The following is a 15,373-nucleotide window of genomic DNA, read 5'->3' as shown; positions in this document are numbered from 1 at the left end:
GCGAACCGAGGCAGTGCGGCCGGAAATGTCTAACTGCCTGTTGAAAAATGCCCTCGTGGCATTTTCCAACCTCGCCAGGCTCAGAGCATAGCTCTTCGCGGCTCGCAAAATAACGACTTACGTCGCTATTTTGGGATCGCATCCCTGCGATCCAGCAGCCCGATGAGAAAATCAACGGACTGCTAATGACTAATCACCAATGTCTAATCGAAGAAAGAGACTTCGCTTCTTGGCATTAGACATTCGTCATTTTGCTTGCGGCCGCATTCCTTAGCTTGCGTGGCGGCTACTCCGGGGGGATTGCGGTCGGAACGCAAGCCAAAACATGCTAGATTGAAGGCAAATCCTTGATCTCGCAGCTGGAGCGAAAACGCGTATGTACCATGAGTCGGATAGCGGCCGAAAAACGATGGGGGACGTTGACGTCGTGTATCACGACGGGATGTACCATCTGTTTCATCTCGTTTTGCCGAATCACGACTTTATCGCCCATGCGGTCAGCGATGACGGGCTAGCGTGGCATCGGGTCGAAAACGCGCTGTTCATCGGGCACCCCGGGGCGTGGGACGACTCGATGCTGTGGACGATGCACGTCTCCCCCAATCCGTACAAGCCAGGCTCGTGGCGGATGTTCTACACCGGGCTGTCGCAGCATGACAACGGCCTGGTGCAGCGACTGGGCATGGCGACCAGCGACGACCTCTACCAATGGGTCAAATCGCCGGTCCGCTGGGTCAATCAGTGCAAGCGTTGTCGCATCACCGACGCCCCGCCGAGTCTGATCAATGCGCCGTACGACGAAGAGAGCCATTTCCCGCTCGAGTCCCCGGCGCCCTATTACGAAAGCAAACTGTCGGAAGGTCGCCGCTGGATCAGTTTCCGCGATCCTTTCTACTATTACGACGAAGGGCGCGGCTGGTTGATGGCGGCGGCGCGGGTTCCCGATGGCCCGGTCTGCCGACGGGGCTGCGTCTCGCTGATGGAAGAGACGGCCGAGAACCAATTTGAAGCGCACCCCAGCCTGTTTCACCCAGGCCTGTACGACGACATCGAAGTCCCCAACCTTATGAAACTGCGGGGCGAACGCTACTTGATCGGCAGTATTCGGGAAGACGCCAAGATCCGCTACTGGCACGCCGCCGATCTCGAAAAGCCGTGGGCGAACTTCTTTGACAACGTGCTGCTACCGAAGGGGAACTACGCCGGGCGGATCTGTTTTGACGACCATGGCCCGATGATCTGGAACTTCTACTCGCACGACATCACCCGCCGCACGGTCAAAAACCTGCTGCCGCCGCCGAAGCGAATCAGACAGCTTTCGGATGGACAATTGCAGGTCGCGTCGTTTGAAGGTTTCGATCAGGAGATCAAGGCCGATGCGACGCCGCAGATGTTTCAGATCTCGAAGATGCTGACCGACAAAGATGGCTCGGCCGAGGTGAACCATGACGCCGGCTCGATTCGTCTCCGCAACGACTATGGGTTTCAGGCGTTTCTATTCGGCGCGACGGTCAACTGTTTTCGCCTTAGGGCCCGGCTCGACATGCAGGGCAACGGCAAATGCGGGCTGGTGTTCCGGATCGATCCCGATTCGCAGGATGGCTACTTTCTATCACTCGACATGTATCGAGGCGTCGCACAATTGCGCTCTTGGCGGACCGATAATGGGGCTACCGGCGAGCATATGATGAGCTTTGACACGCTACAGGCCGGCTATTGGCGGAGCCGTTTGGACCGTCCGTGCGAGATTCGCCTGGTCGCCTACGGCAGTTACATCGAGTTTTCCATTGATCATCGCATCGTGATTTCGCTGGCCGATCAGACCTTTTCTGAGGGTAAAATCGGCGTTTACGTCGAAAGCGCCTGCCTGGATATCGATCAAATTCATCTCGAACGGATGCATCGACCGGTGTCGACGGATGAGACGCTCGCACAATAACCGCAATTCCTCTAACCTAACTTGCCGAAGATTCCCCACGAATTGCGGGCGAGTCGCGAACTTTCGCCCAATCCCCTCGTCTTGCCGTGACGCAACTAGCAGTCCGTTGATTTTCTCGACGGACTGCGTGATCGCAGGGATGCGCTCTGAGCCTGGCGAGGTTGGAAAATGCCACGAGTGCATTTTTCAACAGGCAGCTAGACTGATCAATACGTTGCATTATAAACTTCGATAGCCGGGACTTACCTTTGAGGAGGGACGCGGAAGACCCGCACATCTCTAAGACATCTATGACGCAGATTCTTGTCGTTGACGACGATCGTGCCGTAGCGCGCTTAGTCCAGCGTTGCTTCGAAGGAAGCGAGGTTGATGTACTAACCTCGCAGCGCGCGGCCGAAGTCATCCCCCTGATCGAAAAACACACGATCGACGTGCTGTTGCTCGACATCATGCTGCCGGAGATCAATGGTCTCGACCTGGCTCGGCAGATCCGCCAGATCGACTCCAAGCTGCCGATCATTTTCGTCACCGGTCGCGATGACAGCGAGACGACGATCGAGGCGATGAAGCTCGGCGCGTACGACTACCTGGTTAAGCCGCTCGATGTCGGCATGGTCCAGGAACTGGTCGAGCGGGCGATCGAGAACCGCCGCCTGATGCACGAGCCGGTCGTCCTGACGTCGCAGCAAGCCGAAGAGAACGAAAGCGGCGACCTGCTGATTGGTCGCAGCCCGCAGATGCTGGCGGTCTACAAAGAAGTGGGCCGCGTCGCCGCCCAGAACGTCAACGTCCTGGTCCGGGGCGAAAGCGGCAGCGGCAAAGAGCTGATCGCCCGGGCAATTTACCAACACAGCAATCGCAACAGCGAACCGTTCCTGGCGGTCAACTGTGCAGCCCTCCGCGAGACGTTGCTCGAAAGCGAATTGTTCGGTCACGAAAAAGGCGCCTTCACCGGGGCCGACTCGCGGCGAATTGGTAAGTTCGAGCAGTGCAACGGCGGCACGATCTTCCTGGACGAAGTGGGGGACATGTCCCTGACGATCCAGGCCAAGGTGCTGCGCTTGCTGCAGGATCAGCGGTTGGAGCGGCTCGGCGGCGCCGAAACGATCACCACCGACGTGCGGATCATCTCCGCCACCAACCGCGACCTGGAAGAAATGATCGCCGACGGCGACTTCCGCTTGGACCTATTCCACCGGCTCAAGTCGTTTGAGATTGCGATCCCGCCGCTGCGCGATCGGGACGGCGATCTGGAGCAACTTGTTCAGTACTTCCTGAAGCAGTTCAACAAGCAGTTGGGCAAAGAGATCACCGGTCTTTCGGCCGAGTCGCTGGCTCGGTTGAAGGCGTATGACTGGCCCGGCAATATCCGCGAGCTGCAAGAAGTTTTGCGGAAGTCGATGCTGATGGCGACGTCGACCGTCCTTGCGCCAGAGTGGCTGCCGCCGGAACTGTTTGGTGGGGCGGCGCCGATTCGCCCGAGCGGCGAATCGCAGGGGAGCGACGAAGATGCGTTTGACGTCTTCCTCACCCAACTGGAATCGCGCGGCTCTGAAAATATGTACGCCGAATCGCTCGAATGGATGGAACAGCGATTGCTGTCGTTCGTGCTCGACAAGACGGCCGGCAATCAGTCGAAAGCGGCGGCGCTGTTGGGGATCACCCGCGGCAGCCTTCGCCACAAGATGCGGGCGCTTGGCATCACGGTCGAACAGGTGGTCAAAGGGGACGAGTAGATTCGTCCCCTTTCGCTTGGCTTCGATTCGCCGCTGGCAAGAAGCGAACCAGCTCAGCTGGCATGATGGAGTCGGCTTTCTTCGGCCATATTCACCCCTTCGGCAATTCGATCGGTCGGGTCAGACGACTCGGCAAAGCAATGAACTGCCACGGCGGCCAGCTAACATTCGCATCACGTCCGCCTCTTGGTCACGGGGAATTCCCCAACCGGTAAAACCGCCGAGCAGCGTCCCGACAATGGCGCCGGTAAGGGCCAAGCCGAGCGGAGCGGTACTGGCAGCCATTTCTCCTCCGACGATCAAGGCCGAGCTGACGGCGACAATTGCTCCGATTCCGCCGCCGATCGCCGCACCCCCAAACATCCGAGGTTTCGCCTGATCCGACAGCAGAGCGACACGTGGGGCGAGAGCGCGCACGTCATGTTCATTGCGCAGCAATTTAAAGTGCTGCGAGGTTAGCGGTGGCCCTTGAGCGTTTTTCTGATAGCTGTAGCGTTTCTGGCGTTAGTGAGGCAAGCTGGTCCAGGCGACCGAAGCAGGCGAATCCTCAAGATTCGTCGATGCAGGTCAACGCCGACCAGCGCGGCCGCAACCAGCCAGAACGATACAGATGAAGGAAAACCGCTCTAGCGCGCCGAATACGCCGCAAAAAATAAATTTGCGTCTTTCGGAATTGCGTCCTAGATTACAAATGTCCGGCTGATGGGCCCTTTCGGTGATCTGGCTCCAGATGACCGCGGTCGGACAGGGACGCTACACGGAGCGTTAGGTAAGCACCCCGTAGCGTGAACCCGACGCGCGATGACTCCTAACAATCGCGCGCCGGGCTTTTTTATTTCTTGCTCGCGAACTCTTTCGCACTTGGGTCGATCTTCTTCCGCACTTCTACAGAACCTTTCAACAACTGGTCAGCCGTGATAGCTCTCGCTATCGGGGCTAACCCTAGCTGCCTGTTGAAAAATGCCCTCGTGGCATTTTTCAACAGGCAACTAGTTCCGCGTCGTAACAAATTGATATAGCTGAAGCTCAGCAAGATGCCGCACCCAAATTTGGGTGCGGCGTTTTTTTATGCGCAATCTGGTTCGCCGCGTCGTTTCTGCTCTACAATTCAACTAGTTTTTGCAACCTGGGATCGAAAGGCGTTTGAAGTATGAAATGGTCGTTACGGATCGGCACCCTGTTCGGCATCGGCGTGTACGTCCACTTCACCTTCCTGATCATTCTGGTCTGGTTCGCGGCGCTCCATTGGACGCGCGGCGATGATCTGAGCGATACCCTGTTTGGCCTGGCGATGGTCGCAGCGATCTTTTTTATCGTTGTGCTGCACGAGTTGGGACACGCCCTGGCCGCGCGGCGCTACGGAATCGGTACGAAAGACATCACGCTGCTGCCGATCGGCGGCGTCGCTCGGCTGGAACGGATGCCGGAAGACCCGAAACAAGAGCTGGTCGTGGCGCTCGCCGGCCCGATGGTCAACGTGGTCTTGGCAATTCTGTTCTTCGTCCTGGCGCTGCTAATCGGCAGCCTAGCCACCGATCGCAATCTCGCCCTGCAGTATCTTGGTTCGGCTTTTGGTGAGAACGCGTCGATGAAGACGATGACCGACCTGACCTTCTGGCAACAGACGGCGGCCGTCTGCTTCATCCTGTTCGGCTTTAACGTGGTGATGGTCATTTTCAACTTGCTCCCCGCCTTTCCGATGGACGGGGGACGGGTGCTGCGGGCCTTTCTGGCGATGAATATGGACTACGTTCAGGCCACGCAGGTCGCCGCCGGCGTCGGGCAGTTGATGGCGTTTCTGTTCGGCTTCTTCGGCCTGTTTTACAATCCGCTCCTGGTCTTTATTGCGCTGTTCGTCTGGATGGGAGCGACCGCCGAAGCGTCGATGGTGCAGCGGAAATTCGCGCTAACCGGCATCCCAATCCGCAGCGTGATGATTACCCATTTCGAGACGGTTCGCCCCGACGAAACCTTGGGCGTCGCCGCCAGTCACGTGCTGGCCGGCTTTCAGCAAGACTTTCCGGTGGTCGACGGCGGCCAAGTGGTTGGCATGCTGACCAAGCACGATCTGCTGAAAGCCCTGGCCGAGAACGGCAATCAGGCGCCCATCAGCGGCGTGATGCGGACCGATTTTCAGGTCGCTACGCCCAGCGAAATGCTGCAAATCGCCTACGAACGGCTGCAAAAAGGCGCCTGTAACTCGATGCCGATCGTCGCCAATGGCCAGATTGTGGGCGTGCTCGACCTGGAAAACGTCGGCGAGTTTATCGCCATCCGGTCGGCGCTGCGGCAAAGTCAGGGTTAGAATAGACGCTTTCCCCCCCTTCCGTTCCGCTCGCAGGAAAGCGTCGTCCGTTGTTCGATAAGTCCGCCAATCAAGCCTTGGGCCGCGCCATTTACGCCCAAGACCTAGAGCAGGTTCAAGCAGTCCTGGCCGCCAACCCCTCGCTGGTCCGAGACTTCGTCACCACCGAGGACCTCAAGCGTCCGTGGCTAAGCGTCGCCGTCAAACATGGCAGCGCCGAGATCGTCGCGGCGATGCTCGACGCTGGCTACAATATCGACGTTCAGACGATTCCGACCAGCGATACTCCGTTGCATGCGGCGATCTTGTCGGAAAAGGACGAAGTGGTCGAACTGCTGATCGCCCGCGGCGCCAATCCCAATCTCGATCGCTCGCTCGTCTCGGCGCTGAACTGGAAGCTGACGCCAGAGCGTCGCCTGCGGTACGCCACTTTGCTGGTCGAAGCCGGCGTCGAACTGAACCGGCTCTACAATCTGTACGACGACCCCGGCTGCCGCCTGGCCGCGATCGACTGGACCGACGATCCGGCGGTGATCGAGTTGCTCCGCCAGCATGGGGCGAAAACCGCCTACGAACTGGAAGCGGAGCGGGAAGAAGTCTAAGTAGGCGTTCCTCATGACGACGACCAAACAGTTCGCCATCGCTCACAAGGTCTGGAGCGAAGAGGTCGTGCCGGCGATTCCCGACTGCGAAGAAGCGTTGCCCGAAACGGCGGTCGAGATCGCCCGCCGCATCCTGATCTTGCACGGCGTCGCGGCGGTCGGTTATGGCGTCGACGGCGGCGAAGTGTTCGAATGGCTCGACTCGCAAGGTCTGACCGGCGACATTTCTCCCTGGGAACTGGCGCTGCTGAAAGCGGACGAACCGTCCGAGCGCAATTGCTCAATCGCCGTCTGGCGCCCCGAAGCGGCCTGGGCGTTGCTCTGGACAATTGGCAAGATCACGACCCTCGGCTTGCCGACCAAGACATGCGACACGGCTAAGCTGGTCGACGAACTGATCCCGCCGCTGGGAGGTTCGATCGACGCGTTCGTCCAATCGGCGCAGCTGCGCCCCGCCGGCGAGATCCTGGCCGAGCACGATCGCCACTACAATTTGCATTGCTACGTTCGCCAAGCGGTGAAAGGGCGCAGCCCGCTGCCGCGCGATCTGCAATACCCGGTCTTGTGGCAACGCTGCTACGCGTTTGAGTGGATCTATGACGCTGATCATTGGGATGACGTGACGGTCGATACGTAGCGGCAAGCGAGACTTCCCCAAGTTGCATCCCGGCGCGGCGTCGACTATTCTCGCCACTGCATCCCCCCCGCCCCATTCTGAAGGACTCTGCTATGAAATCGCTGCTTGCCGCCGCTCTGTTGGCGCTGATCGCCGCTCCGGCGTTTGCTGAGAATGTCGAAGTCATTCTCTGGCCGGCCGGCCAGGTTCCTGGCCAAGACCCGAGCGTCAAAGAAGAAATCGTCGAAGAGATCGATCAGCGGAGCGGCCGCAAAGTGACCAAGGTCACCAAGCCGATGATCACCGTCTATCAGCCGGCAGCCGACAAAAAGAATGGCGCCGCGGTCGTCGTCTGCCCCGGCGGCGGTTACAACATCTTGGCCTACGACCTGGAAGGGACCGAAGTCGCCAAGTGGCTCAACGACATCGGCGTCACCGCGGTCGTGCTTCACTATCGCGTTCCCCGGGCCAAGGGGGACTACCAAACCGGTCCGATGCAAGACGCCCAGCGGGCGATTCGCCTGACCCGCCAGAATGCCAAAGCGTGGGGCATCGATCCTGATCGGATTGGCCTGCTCGGCTTTTCGGCCGGCGGCAATCTGACCGCGATCACTGGCGTCGGTCACGACCTGAAGACGTACGACGAAATCGACGAAGCCGACAAGCAAAGCGCTCGCCCCGACTTCCTGGTGCTGGTCTATCCCGCTTACCTGACGACCGAGCCCGACAGCGTCGAGCTGAACGACCGGGCCGAAGTGACCGAAACCACGCCGCCGGCGATCATGATCCACGCCGCCAACGATCCGGTCCCCTGCAACAACAGCGTCGCCTTCTTTATGGGCCTGAAGCGTCTGAAGACCCCGGCCGAACTGCACGTCTACCCGACCGGCGGACATGGCTACGGATTGCGACCGACCGAGCATGAAGTCACCAACTGGCCGAAGGTGGTGACGACCTTCATGGAAAAGCAAGGCGTGCTGGAAGCGAAGAAGTAGCCGCCAAAATATCGGTCGCGGGTGGCAATCGTAGCCCGAGTCGCAAGCCGAAGGAATGCGGTTCCATCCCGTTGTCGGCGTGGCATTGCCAAGCAATCCTACCCCCAATAGCAGCATCCATTCATTGCCACGAAGACTTGGCAATGGCGCCCAAGAAACGAAAAGGGGGACCGAACGATCGGTTCCCCTTTTCGTTTGTCTATCTCCGCAATCGCCTAGAAAGCGTCAGACGGAATCACCTGGCCGTCCTGACGATTGGCCTGGTTGCGATAAACCTGCAGGTCGATCGTCTCGACGATCAAGTGGACCGAACCGTCGCAGAAGGCGAAGTTGGTGCCGGCCGGGTGTTGGCTGCGAAAATCTTCGGGATGGTTGTGGTCGTCGTTCGGCGCGTGATCGTCGACGATCCCCAAGATCCGTTCGATCGCGTACTCCGATTCGCTGAGCGAACCGAGCCAGGTCGACGGCGATTCTTCGGTAAACTTCCGCTCGCCGCAGAAGAAGGTGTTTGACGTGCCGTCGGTGATCGCGGCGAACTTCGTGCCGCTGTTGTGATGGAAGACCCCGTTGCCGGCGCACTTCGTGCCGGCGCCAAATGATTCGCAATCTTCGATCGTCGTGGCGCCATTGTCGGTCGACCCGAACACGCCAATGTAGCTGGCCGAAGCCAGTTCTAACTCGTCGTGCGAACCGCTGCCGGTGTCGGCGTGGCCGTGGTCTTCTTCATGCGCCTCGAACGTATAGGGCGCCCGATCGGACGGACACGAATAGCCTTGCACATGATGAACGCGAACCGTCGCATGCGCCGAATCGCGAATCGACAACCGGAAATCGATCATGCTGTCGACGAGATTTTGCTGTTCCATCATCGGCAACAGCTGCGCCGCCCAACCCCAGCCAGGCTCGCCATGAGCGAACGGCGTGTTGGTTCCTTCGACCGTCGCGATCCAGCCCGACGGAAACGTCTTGAACGTGTCGTGATAGTTGTGGCTGGCCAGGCCGATCTGTTTCAGGTTGTTGGTGCACGACATGCGCCGAGCCGCCTCGCGGGCTTGCTGCACCGCCGGCAACAACAGGGCGATCAAAATGCCGATAATCGCAATCACAACCAACAGTTCTACCAACGTAAATGCGTCGCGCTTCTGCACGTTCTGCTCTCCGGTGAAGATGGATAGGCTCGAGGTCCCGGCCCGATCGAAACAGGGATCGGAGCGGAAGATCACGGCGCTGTCGCCGCAACCCAAGATCAGGTCGCAAGATTGGCGTGCGCAGCCCATGGCTGTGCACTACTTACGCGACCGGCGGAGCTCGAGGGCTAACCGGAGAGAAAATCGCCAGTTGCGGCGAAGCGGGAGTCGAGGACTCCCGGGTCAGAGCGACTCCTTCCGCCACGTCGACCAGCGGGGTCGACGCGTGCGTCAGGTTCTGATCCAGAAAACGACAGATCGCACATTCGTGCGAATCGCCCTGTAGTTCGACATCGGCCCAGACTACCGTCCGCGGCGAACCGGCCGCGTGCGAGTGAACATGGTCATGATCATACCCGTGATGGTGATGATCGTGACCAGTGTGCGAATGGTCATGAGCGTGCGAATGTGCGTGGGCATGCTGGCAGCCAGACAGTTCGTGCAGTCCCGGAGCCAGCGTCACCGAAGCGACGTAGGCGAGGAAGACGAATTTGGCCATCAGGCTCTGCATGGGAATTTGAAATCCGGACCAAACTTGCAACTCAGTTGCACTCAAGCTGCTAGTTATCCTAACCCGATCCGCCGCAAAGGCAACGGCAAACGTCAATTCTTCACGGACTTCTCGTCGAAACCATGCATTCTGCCCTCAGAAGGAGGAAAACCGCATAGTTTTCAGTTAAATTGGGTGTTTCCCAGCCAAATATTCCACCCCCAGGAGCCCCCTGATGCGTCGCCCCACCACCCTGCTCTCCCTGGTCAGCGTTCTGCTGCTGGCGCCGCTCGCCCAGGCCGCCCCCCCCAAAGCCACTGCCCCCAACATCGCCCCCATCTCGGCTGCGATGCAAAAGTTCGCCGACGAAGGCAAGATCGCCGGAGCGGTCACCCTGGTCGCCAAGGATGGCCAGATCATCCACCACGCCGCCGACGGCAAAGCGGTGCTTGAGACCGACCGCCCAATGACGACCGACACGATGTTCGCCATCGCCTCGATGACCAAGCCGATCACCGCCACCGCCGTGATGATGCTGGTCGACGAAGGGAAACTATCGCTCGACGAGCCGGTCTCCAAATACCTGCCCGAGTTTGCCGACGTGAAGCTGAAAGATGGCAAGTCGCCATCACGGCCGATCACTTTCCGCGACTGCATGACCCACACGGCCGGTTTTCAGGGGAGCCAATCGTTTCAGACTTCGCTGCGCGACGCCGCCAAAGAGGTCGCCACTCGCCCGCTGCTGTTTGAGCCGGGCAGCAAATGGTCGTACAGCCCGGGCCTGACCGTCGCTGGCGCCGCGGTCGAAGTGGTGAGCGGAATACCGCTCGAGAAGTTCCTGGAAACGCGCCTCTTCCAACCGCTTGGGATGAACGACACCACCTTCTTCCCCAGCAAAACGCAACAGGCCCGGACCGCCCAGATCTATTCGCCCGGCGAGCAGCCCGGCACGCTTAAGGCCTCGGGCAACGCCTACAGCGACCCGAGCAAAGTCAAAGGCCCCAACCCCAGCGCTGGCTTGGTCACCACAGCCGCCGACCTGGTGAAGTTCTACCAAATGATGCTCGACGGCGGTCAAGCCGACGGCAAGCGGTATCTGTCCGAATCGGCAGTCGCCGAAATGACCAAGCTACAGACGGGCGATCTAAAGACCGGCTTTACCGCCGGCTGCGGTTGGGGTCTCGGCTTCTACCTGGTTCGCGAGCCGCAGGGCGTAACCGGCATGCTCAGCCCCGGCGCCTTCGGCCACGGCGGCGCCTTCGGCACGCAAGGCTGGATCGATCCGGAAAAGAAGATGATCTTCGTGCTGATGATCCAGCGCAGCGGCTTCGGCAACGGCGATGACAGCGACGTCCGAAAGGCGTTTCAAACGTTGGCGGTCGAAGCGGCGCAGCGGTAAACTGCGAACCTCCCCTTGCCGCCGCGTTATGGGCGGCGGCGAGGGCTTTGCTTCGTGCAGGATTGTCGCCCGTGAAACGAAGTCTTCTCCTCCGCTTAAGCTTCTCTACAACGCCAGCGCTGATTCTCTGTTTTAGCGCGATCCTGCTCACGGCCTCGCCATCGCTGGCTCAACCGCTATTCCGGCTTGGCGACCCCGCTCCCAAGCAAGTAATCGATGTGACCGACAACCTCTTCGGCGTTCTCATCGCCGATCGCAATTGGTCCTGGGTCGAGGGAGAGCTTGTCGAAGTCGAATTGTTGCGTGAGCTTCCGGTTGCTCGATTTGGGTTGGGAGCAATCGCCGGCAGGCAACAGTCCATTTATCGTATCCGACTCAAGATAACGCGACGCCTCTTCGGTCCAGAGGGGCCCGCTGATACGCTCGACCTCGAAGAAGTGCTGATCGAACACTACGACTTGGAAGAGGTCGATCGCAGGCCGAAAGTGGGCGATTCGGTGTTCGCCCGGTTCCGGCGAAAAGAAGCGACGCCCTGGAATTGCAAAGAACTACAACTCCCCAGCAGCGCCGAACGGGAGCGAATTGATCGCATCAAGCGTCTGCTCGAAACGACCGATCATGGGCAAGCGGCGGACGAGATGTTAGCCAGGTGCGACGCTCGCCGCGAGCAAAGCCCCGGAACCTCAGATCATCGCATTCGACTGGGGGACCTATCTGCTTCACTCCAACAACGACAAGCTAAACGAGGGTATCCTGCGTCTCTATCTCGACAACTATCCGCATGATCGCCAAAACGACCGACTGGCGCTCAGCTATTGGACCGGGCTCAACGACTACATGCATTTCGAGTGCGCAGCGAAAATGCGAATCTGCGATCGCGGCCTGGAGGTCTACGAACGCCATTTGCCAACCGCCAGCCCCGCAGAACTGCAGCACATGACCAGTCGCTTGCAAAGTTTCACGGAAATTTGCCGCTCCAACCAGGTGGAAACGGCGCGACTGGAGCAATGGCTAAAGGATTTCCTGGGGTTGACCGTCTCGGACGATCAACGTCGCAAGCACGAGCAGATGCTGCGAGATTTGAAGATTACGCTGCCGGATGAGAAGGCGATTTAGTCCTCATCATCATCAAACTGATACGTCGCCAAGGTACTCTGCCGGACCGAGAACTTCCCCTCTTCGTCCCGCACAAAAATCTGCGGCAGTTGCTCGAGCAGCCGCTCGATCGTTTCGGGCGAAAGATCCTCGGTCGTGAAGAGTCGCGGGTTGGCCTGTGACGCCTGGTCGGCGTTGTCTTCCATTTCGTCTTCGTCAAATAGGATCAGCAATCCTGAATAGCGGCGGACGACCATTTCTTCCATCCACTCAATCGGCGTGATCTCGCTGACGATCGCCTGGAACTTGTCAGTCGCCGCTTTGATGCGTTCTTTGCGATTCTGCTTGGCCCACTGGATCAGTTGTTCCAGCTCGCGCTCGCTGACATCGGGCTCAAACTCAACGCCCAACTTGCGGGCCGAGCGTTTCTGCTTTTCTTTGGCGGGGGGACTTTGCTTGAGGATGACGGTCGAGCGATCGCGCGATTTTGGCTTCACGCTTTTGATCTTGGGCGAGCCCTGCTTGTCGCTGGCCGGCGGCTGGGAATCGACCGGTAAGCCGCTGTCGTCCGCCTCCGATTTCTGGCCTTCGAGCTTCGGAACGCGGATCTTGGCGCTGCAGTGCGGACAGTTAAAGCTACGCCCGGTGTGCTTCATTTTCGCTTTGAGCGTCTGATTACAGGCGTCGCATTTGAAGCGAATCCGCTCTTCGTCCGACATTCTGGCCCCGTTTTTCCCCAGTTCCCAAATTGGCGCAATACCGCGTTAGGCTAACTGGGGAAAATGAAGAATGGGCACAGGTCGGCGCATTCGGTTCATGAAGCTTTTCTGATCCGATGGCGAGCAAAGCCCCCATTGGAGCAGTTTTTTGGGAGATCCGTACCGCGGTATCCTGCTGCGGAAGGCGCTAGGCGTCACAGCTCGCCCTGTTCGCGCAAGCCTAATTTTTATAACGGCTTACGTCATCGCCAGGGTCAGCGGAGATGTCCGCTCGTTCTTGCAACTGGCCTGAAAACGAATATGCTGAAGAGATTGACCCGACTTCCCTTTCCCGACAGGAAGGCCTCCGCGTTTCGCTAGGCGGTGGTACCGATATGCGCAAGTGCGGCCAGGCTCACGCCGAAAGTAACGATGCGTGAGATCCTCTTTCAGTACGAGAGCATCAATCCCTCGACGTGGGCTTATGTCGCGTCGCTGCTGGCGATTGGTCTGTACTTTAAGTTCAACCGGGTTTGGAGCGTCCGCAACCTCGACATCTTTTTGATCATTCTGCTCGCACCGGGCATGCTGATGGTCCACTTCGGCCAGCAGAAGATCCTAGAGTCGTCGCAGCCGGTCATCGCAATGGTCAATCCCGATGCGCCGCCCGACGGCCCGGGGAGCGAACTGCCGGTTCCCCCTTCGGCCGAACTCTCCGACTCGTTTGATCTTGAACCCGACAAAGAACCGGAACTGGCCGAAGTGGTGCCGCTGCCGGAACAACCTTCCGACTTCGACCAGCAGGAAGAAGATCGCATCAAGGCGCGAGAGCTAGGTCGCCAACTCGAGAAGTATGGCTACATCTGGCTCTTCTGTCTCAGCGGGCTGATCGTCGTGCGGCTCTTCATCGATCCAACGATGGTCCGCCGGCCGATGCTGGAGCCGAACGTCACCGTCGGCGCCATGATGTTCATGAGCATCGCGCTGTTCACCTTTTTGATTTCTAACATCATCGTCGGTCGCCCCAGCGACGCCGACGTCCGCGGCATTCGCGCCGCCGAGATTATGCTGGCGAGCGGCGACTCGGAAGAAGTCGAAAAGTCGCTGCGGCACTTTGGGCCCGGCTATCGCCTGCTCAGCTTCTTGCCGCGCATCCCGACCTCGCAATTCGCCCAGGCCGAAGCGCCGACCGACGAAGAAGCGAAGAGCCAGCGGATCATCGTCATCCTGACCAAGCTGGTCGCGATCCTGTCGAATCTGGCGCTGTTGGTCGGCGTGGTGCTGATCGGCTATCGCCACTTCGAGAATCTCTCAATGGGGATCGGCGCCGCGTTCCTGTATCTGCTGCTTCCGTACACCGCCCTCTATACGGGGCGCGTCGATCACGTCTTGCCAGGCGCCCTGCTGGTCTGGGCGATCCTCTGTTATCGACGCCCGATGTGGGCCGGCATTTTCCTCGGCCTGGCGATCGGCACCGTTTATTACCCGCTGTTTCTGCTGCCGCTGTGGGTCAGCTTTTATTGGCAACGCGGAGTGGTTCGCTTCGCGCTCGGCGTCGCCGCGATGTTGGTGCTGCTGGTGCTGACGCTGGCGATTGTGGCGCCCAACGTCACGACCTTCCTGAACCAGTTCAGCGCGATGTTCGGTCTGTGGAGTCCCCGCAGCGAAGGCTTTACCGGCTTCTGGAATTACTTCATCTACTCGAACGACTTCCGAATTCCGATCTTGGTGGCGTTTGTGATCTGTGCCTGCGGGCTGGCGTTCTGGCCGGCTCAGAAGAACCTCGGCACGATGCTCAGCTGCAGCGCCGCAATCATGCTGGCCGCTCAGTTCTGGCACGCCAACGACGGTACGACCTACCTGGCGTGGTACATGCCGCTGCTGCTGCTGACCGTCTTCCGCCCCAACCTGGAAGACCGCGTGGCCCTGCATGTGATTGGCGAAGGTTGGCTGCCGCGGCGCATGACGGTGGCGAAGGAAGAGAAGAAAGCGGCGTAAGCAGGCGCGGGCGATTGTCCGGGCAAGTTCTGATCTGCTTGGGGAACAGTCGAATGCGAATTCAAATTCTCGATGACGCGCTGGAGCGCTCTTTGGCAGCGGGCTACGCCGACGTCGAACAGTTCGTGAATGGACTGATAAGGAACGAACGGGAACGATTGGCGTTGCAGGCTGGCATCGACGCCATGGACGCCGGACAGGTAACGGCTTTCTCTGAATTCGATCGCCAATTTCGTGCGAAGAACGGAATCGAGTCTCCGTAAGTCGTTCAAATGCCGTTCGCCAAGCGAACATTGCGAGGCATTTTCGAACT

The 15,373-nt window shown here is 59.2% G+C and carries 16 protein-coding genes; 12 read left to right on the top strand and 4 right to left on the bottom strand.

Annotated elements, in window-relative coordinates:
- Positions 1-376 precede the first annotated feature (376 nt).
- Positions 377-1,939 (top strand): glycoside hydrolase family protein, encoded by a 1,563-nt coding sequence (locus Enr8_RS02925; protein ID WP_146429118.1) that lies wholly within the window; start codon positions 377-379, stop codon positions 1,937-1,939.
- Positions 1,940-2,229: 290 nt separating this feature from the next.
- On the top strand, positions 2,230-3,675 hold the full coding sequence (locus Enr8_RS02920) for a sigma-54-dependent transcriptional regulator (protein ID WP_146429117.1): 1,446 nt from the start codon (positions 2,230-2,232) through the stop codon (positions 3,673-3,675).
- Between the two features lie 120 nt (positions 3,676-3,795).
- Here Enr8_RS02920 and Enr8_RS02915 read toward each other — a convergent pair whose 3' ends face one another.
- Positions 3,796-4,092: a hypothetical protein gene (locus Enr8_RS02915; protein ID WP_146429116.1), complete on the bottom strand. Its 297-nt coding sequence runs from the start codon at positions 4,090-4,092 to the stop codon at positions 3,796-3,798.
- A 733-nt stretch (positions 4,093-4,825) separates the two neighbouring features.
- On the opposite strand from Enr8_RS02915, the gene Enr8_RS02910 reads away from it, so the two are divergent.
- The 4 genes from Enr8_RS02910 (at position 4,826) to Enr8_RS02895 (ending at position 8,193) form a co-directional block, all read left to right on the top strand.
- Positions 4,826-5,980, top strand: a complete 1,155-nt coding sequence (locus Enr8_RS02910; protein ID WP_146429115.1) for a site-2 protease family protein — start codon at positions 4,826-4,828, stop codon at positions 5,978-5,980.
- A gap of 50 nt (positions 5,981-6,030) precedes the next feature.
- Complete coding sequence (locus Enr8_RS02905) at positions 6,031-6,582, top strand: ankyrin repeat domain-containing protein (RefSeq protein WP_146429114.1); 552 nt, start codon at positions 6,031-6,033, stop codon at positions 6,580-6,582.
- 13 nt (positions 6,583-6,595) lie between these two features.
- Positions 6,596-7,219 carry a DUF4272 domain-containing protein gene (locus tag Enr8_RS02900; RefSeq protein ID WP_146429113.1) on the top strand — a complete coding sequence of 208 codons (624 nt, stop codon included), beginning with the start codon at positions 6,596-6,598 and terminating at the stop codon, positions 7,217-7,219.
- 92 nt (positions 7,220-7,311) lie between these two features.
- Complete coding sequence (locus Enr8_RS02895; protein WP_146429112.1) at positions 7,312-8,193, top strand: alpha/beta hydrolase; 882 nt, start codon at positions 7,312-7,314, stop codon at positions 8,191-8,193.
- Between the two features lie 215 nt (positions 8,194-8,408).
- Here the strand turns inward: Enr8_RS02895 and Enr8_RS02890 are convergent, their stop codons facing one another.
- Both Enr8_RS02890 and Enr8_RS02885 read right to left on the bottom strand, forming a co-directional pair.
- Positions 8,409-9,470: a DUF1559 domain-containing protein gene (locus Enr8_RS02890; RefSeq protein WP_246119924.1), complete on the bottom strand. Its 1,062-nt coding sequence runs from the start codon at positions 9,468-9,470 to the stop codon at positions 8,409-8,411.
- Between the two features lie 13 nt (positions 9,471-9,483).
- Positions 9,484-9,879 carry a hypothetical protein gene (locus Enr8_RS02885; RefSeq protein ID WP_146429111.1) on the bottom strand — a complete coding sequence of 132 codons (396 nt, stop codon included), beginning with the start codon at positions 9,877-9,879 and terminating at the stop codon, positions 9,484-9,486.
- A 226-nt stretch (positions 9,880-10,105) separates the two neighbouring features.
- On the opposite strand from Enr8_RS02885, the gene Enr8_RS02880 reads away from it, so the two are divergent.
- From Enr8_RS02880 to Enr8_RS02870, 3 genes are all read left to right on the top strand, one after another.
- Positions 10,106-11,269, top strand: a complete 1,164-nt coding sequence (locus Enr8_RS02880) for a serine hydrolase domain-containing protein (protein WP_146429110.1) — start codon at positions 10,106-10,108, stop codon at positions 11,267-11,269.
- A gap of 71 nt (positions 11,270-11,340) precedes the next feature.
- Positions 11,341-12,054, top strand: a complete 714-nt coding sequence (locus tag Enr8_RS02875) for a hypothetical protein (RefSeq protein WP_146429109.1) — start codon at positions 11,341-11,343, stop codon at positions 12,052-12,054.
- Positions 12,055-12,130: 76 nt separating this feature from the next.
- Positions 12,131-12,385 carry a hypothetical protein gene (locus Enr8_RS02870; protein WP_146429108.1) on the top strand — a complete coding sequence of 85 codons (255 nt, stop codon included), beginning with the start codon at positions 12,131-12,133 and terminating at the stop codon, positions 12,383-12,385.
- Here the strand turns inward: Enr8_RS02870 and Enr8_RS02865 are convergent.
- The gene (locus tag Enr8_RS02865) at positions 12,382-13,083 is read right to left on the bottom strand and encodes a hypothetical protein (protein ID WP_146429107.1); all 702 of its coding nucleotides are present in this window, start codon (positions 13,081-13,083) and stop codon (positions 12,382-12,384) included. The genes Enr8_RS02870 and Enr8_RS02865 overlap by 4 nt on opposite strands.
- 263 nt (positions 13,084-13,346) lie before the next feature.
- Between Enr8_RS02865 and Enr8_RS25215 the strand changes: the two genes are divergently transcribed.
- From Enr8_RS25215 to Enr8_RS02855, 3 genes are read left to right on the top strand one after another with little or no spacing between them, the layout of a single operon-like run.
- Positions 13,347-13,502, top strand: a complete 156-nt coding sequence (locus tag Enr8_RS25215) for a hypothetical protein (RefSeq protein ID WP_186767401.1) — start codon at positions 13,347-13,349, stop codon at positions 13,500-13,502.
- Positions 13,495-15,060: a hypothetical protein gene (locus Enr8_RS02860; RefSeq protein WP_146429106.1), complete on the top strand. Its 1,566-nt coding sequence runs from the start codon at positions 13,495-13,497 to the stop codon at positions 15,058-15,060. Before Enr8_RS25215 ends, Enr8_RS02860 begins: the two co-directional genes overlap by 8 nt.
- A gap of 53 nt (positions 15,061-15,113) precedes the next feature.
- Complete coding sequence (locus Enr8_RS02855; protein WP_146429105.1) at positions 15,114-15,323, top strand: hypothetical protein; 210 nt, start codon at positions 15,114-15,116, stop codon at positions 15,321-15,323.
- Positions 15,324-15,373 lie beyond the last annotated feature (50 nt).

The sequence above is a fragment of the Blastopirellula retiformator genome (assembly GCF_007859755.1).
GTDB classification, from domain to species: domain Bacteria; phylum Planctomycetota; class Planctomycetia; order Pirellulales; family Pirellulaceae; genus Blastopirellula; species Blastopirellula retiformator.
The sequence above is the reverse complement of the archived record's forward strand: the minus strand, read 5'-3'. Positions and strand labels throughout refer to the sequence as shown.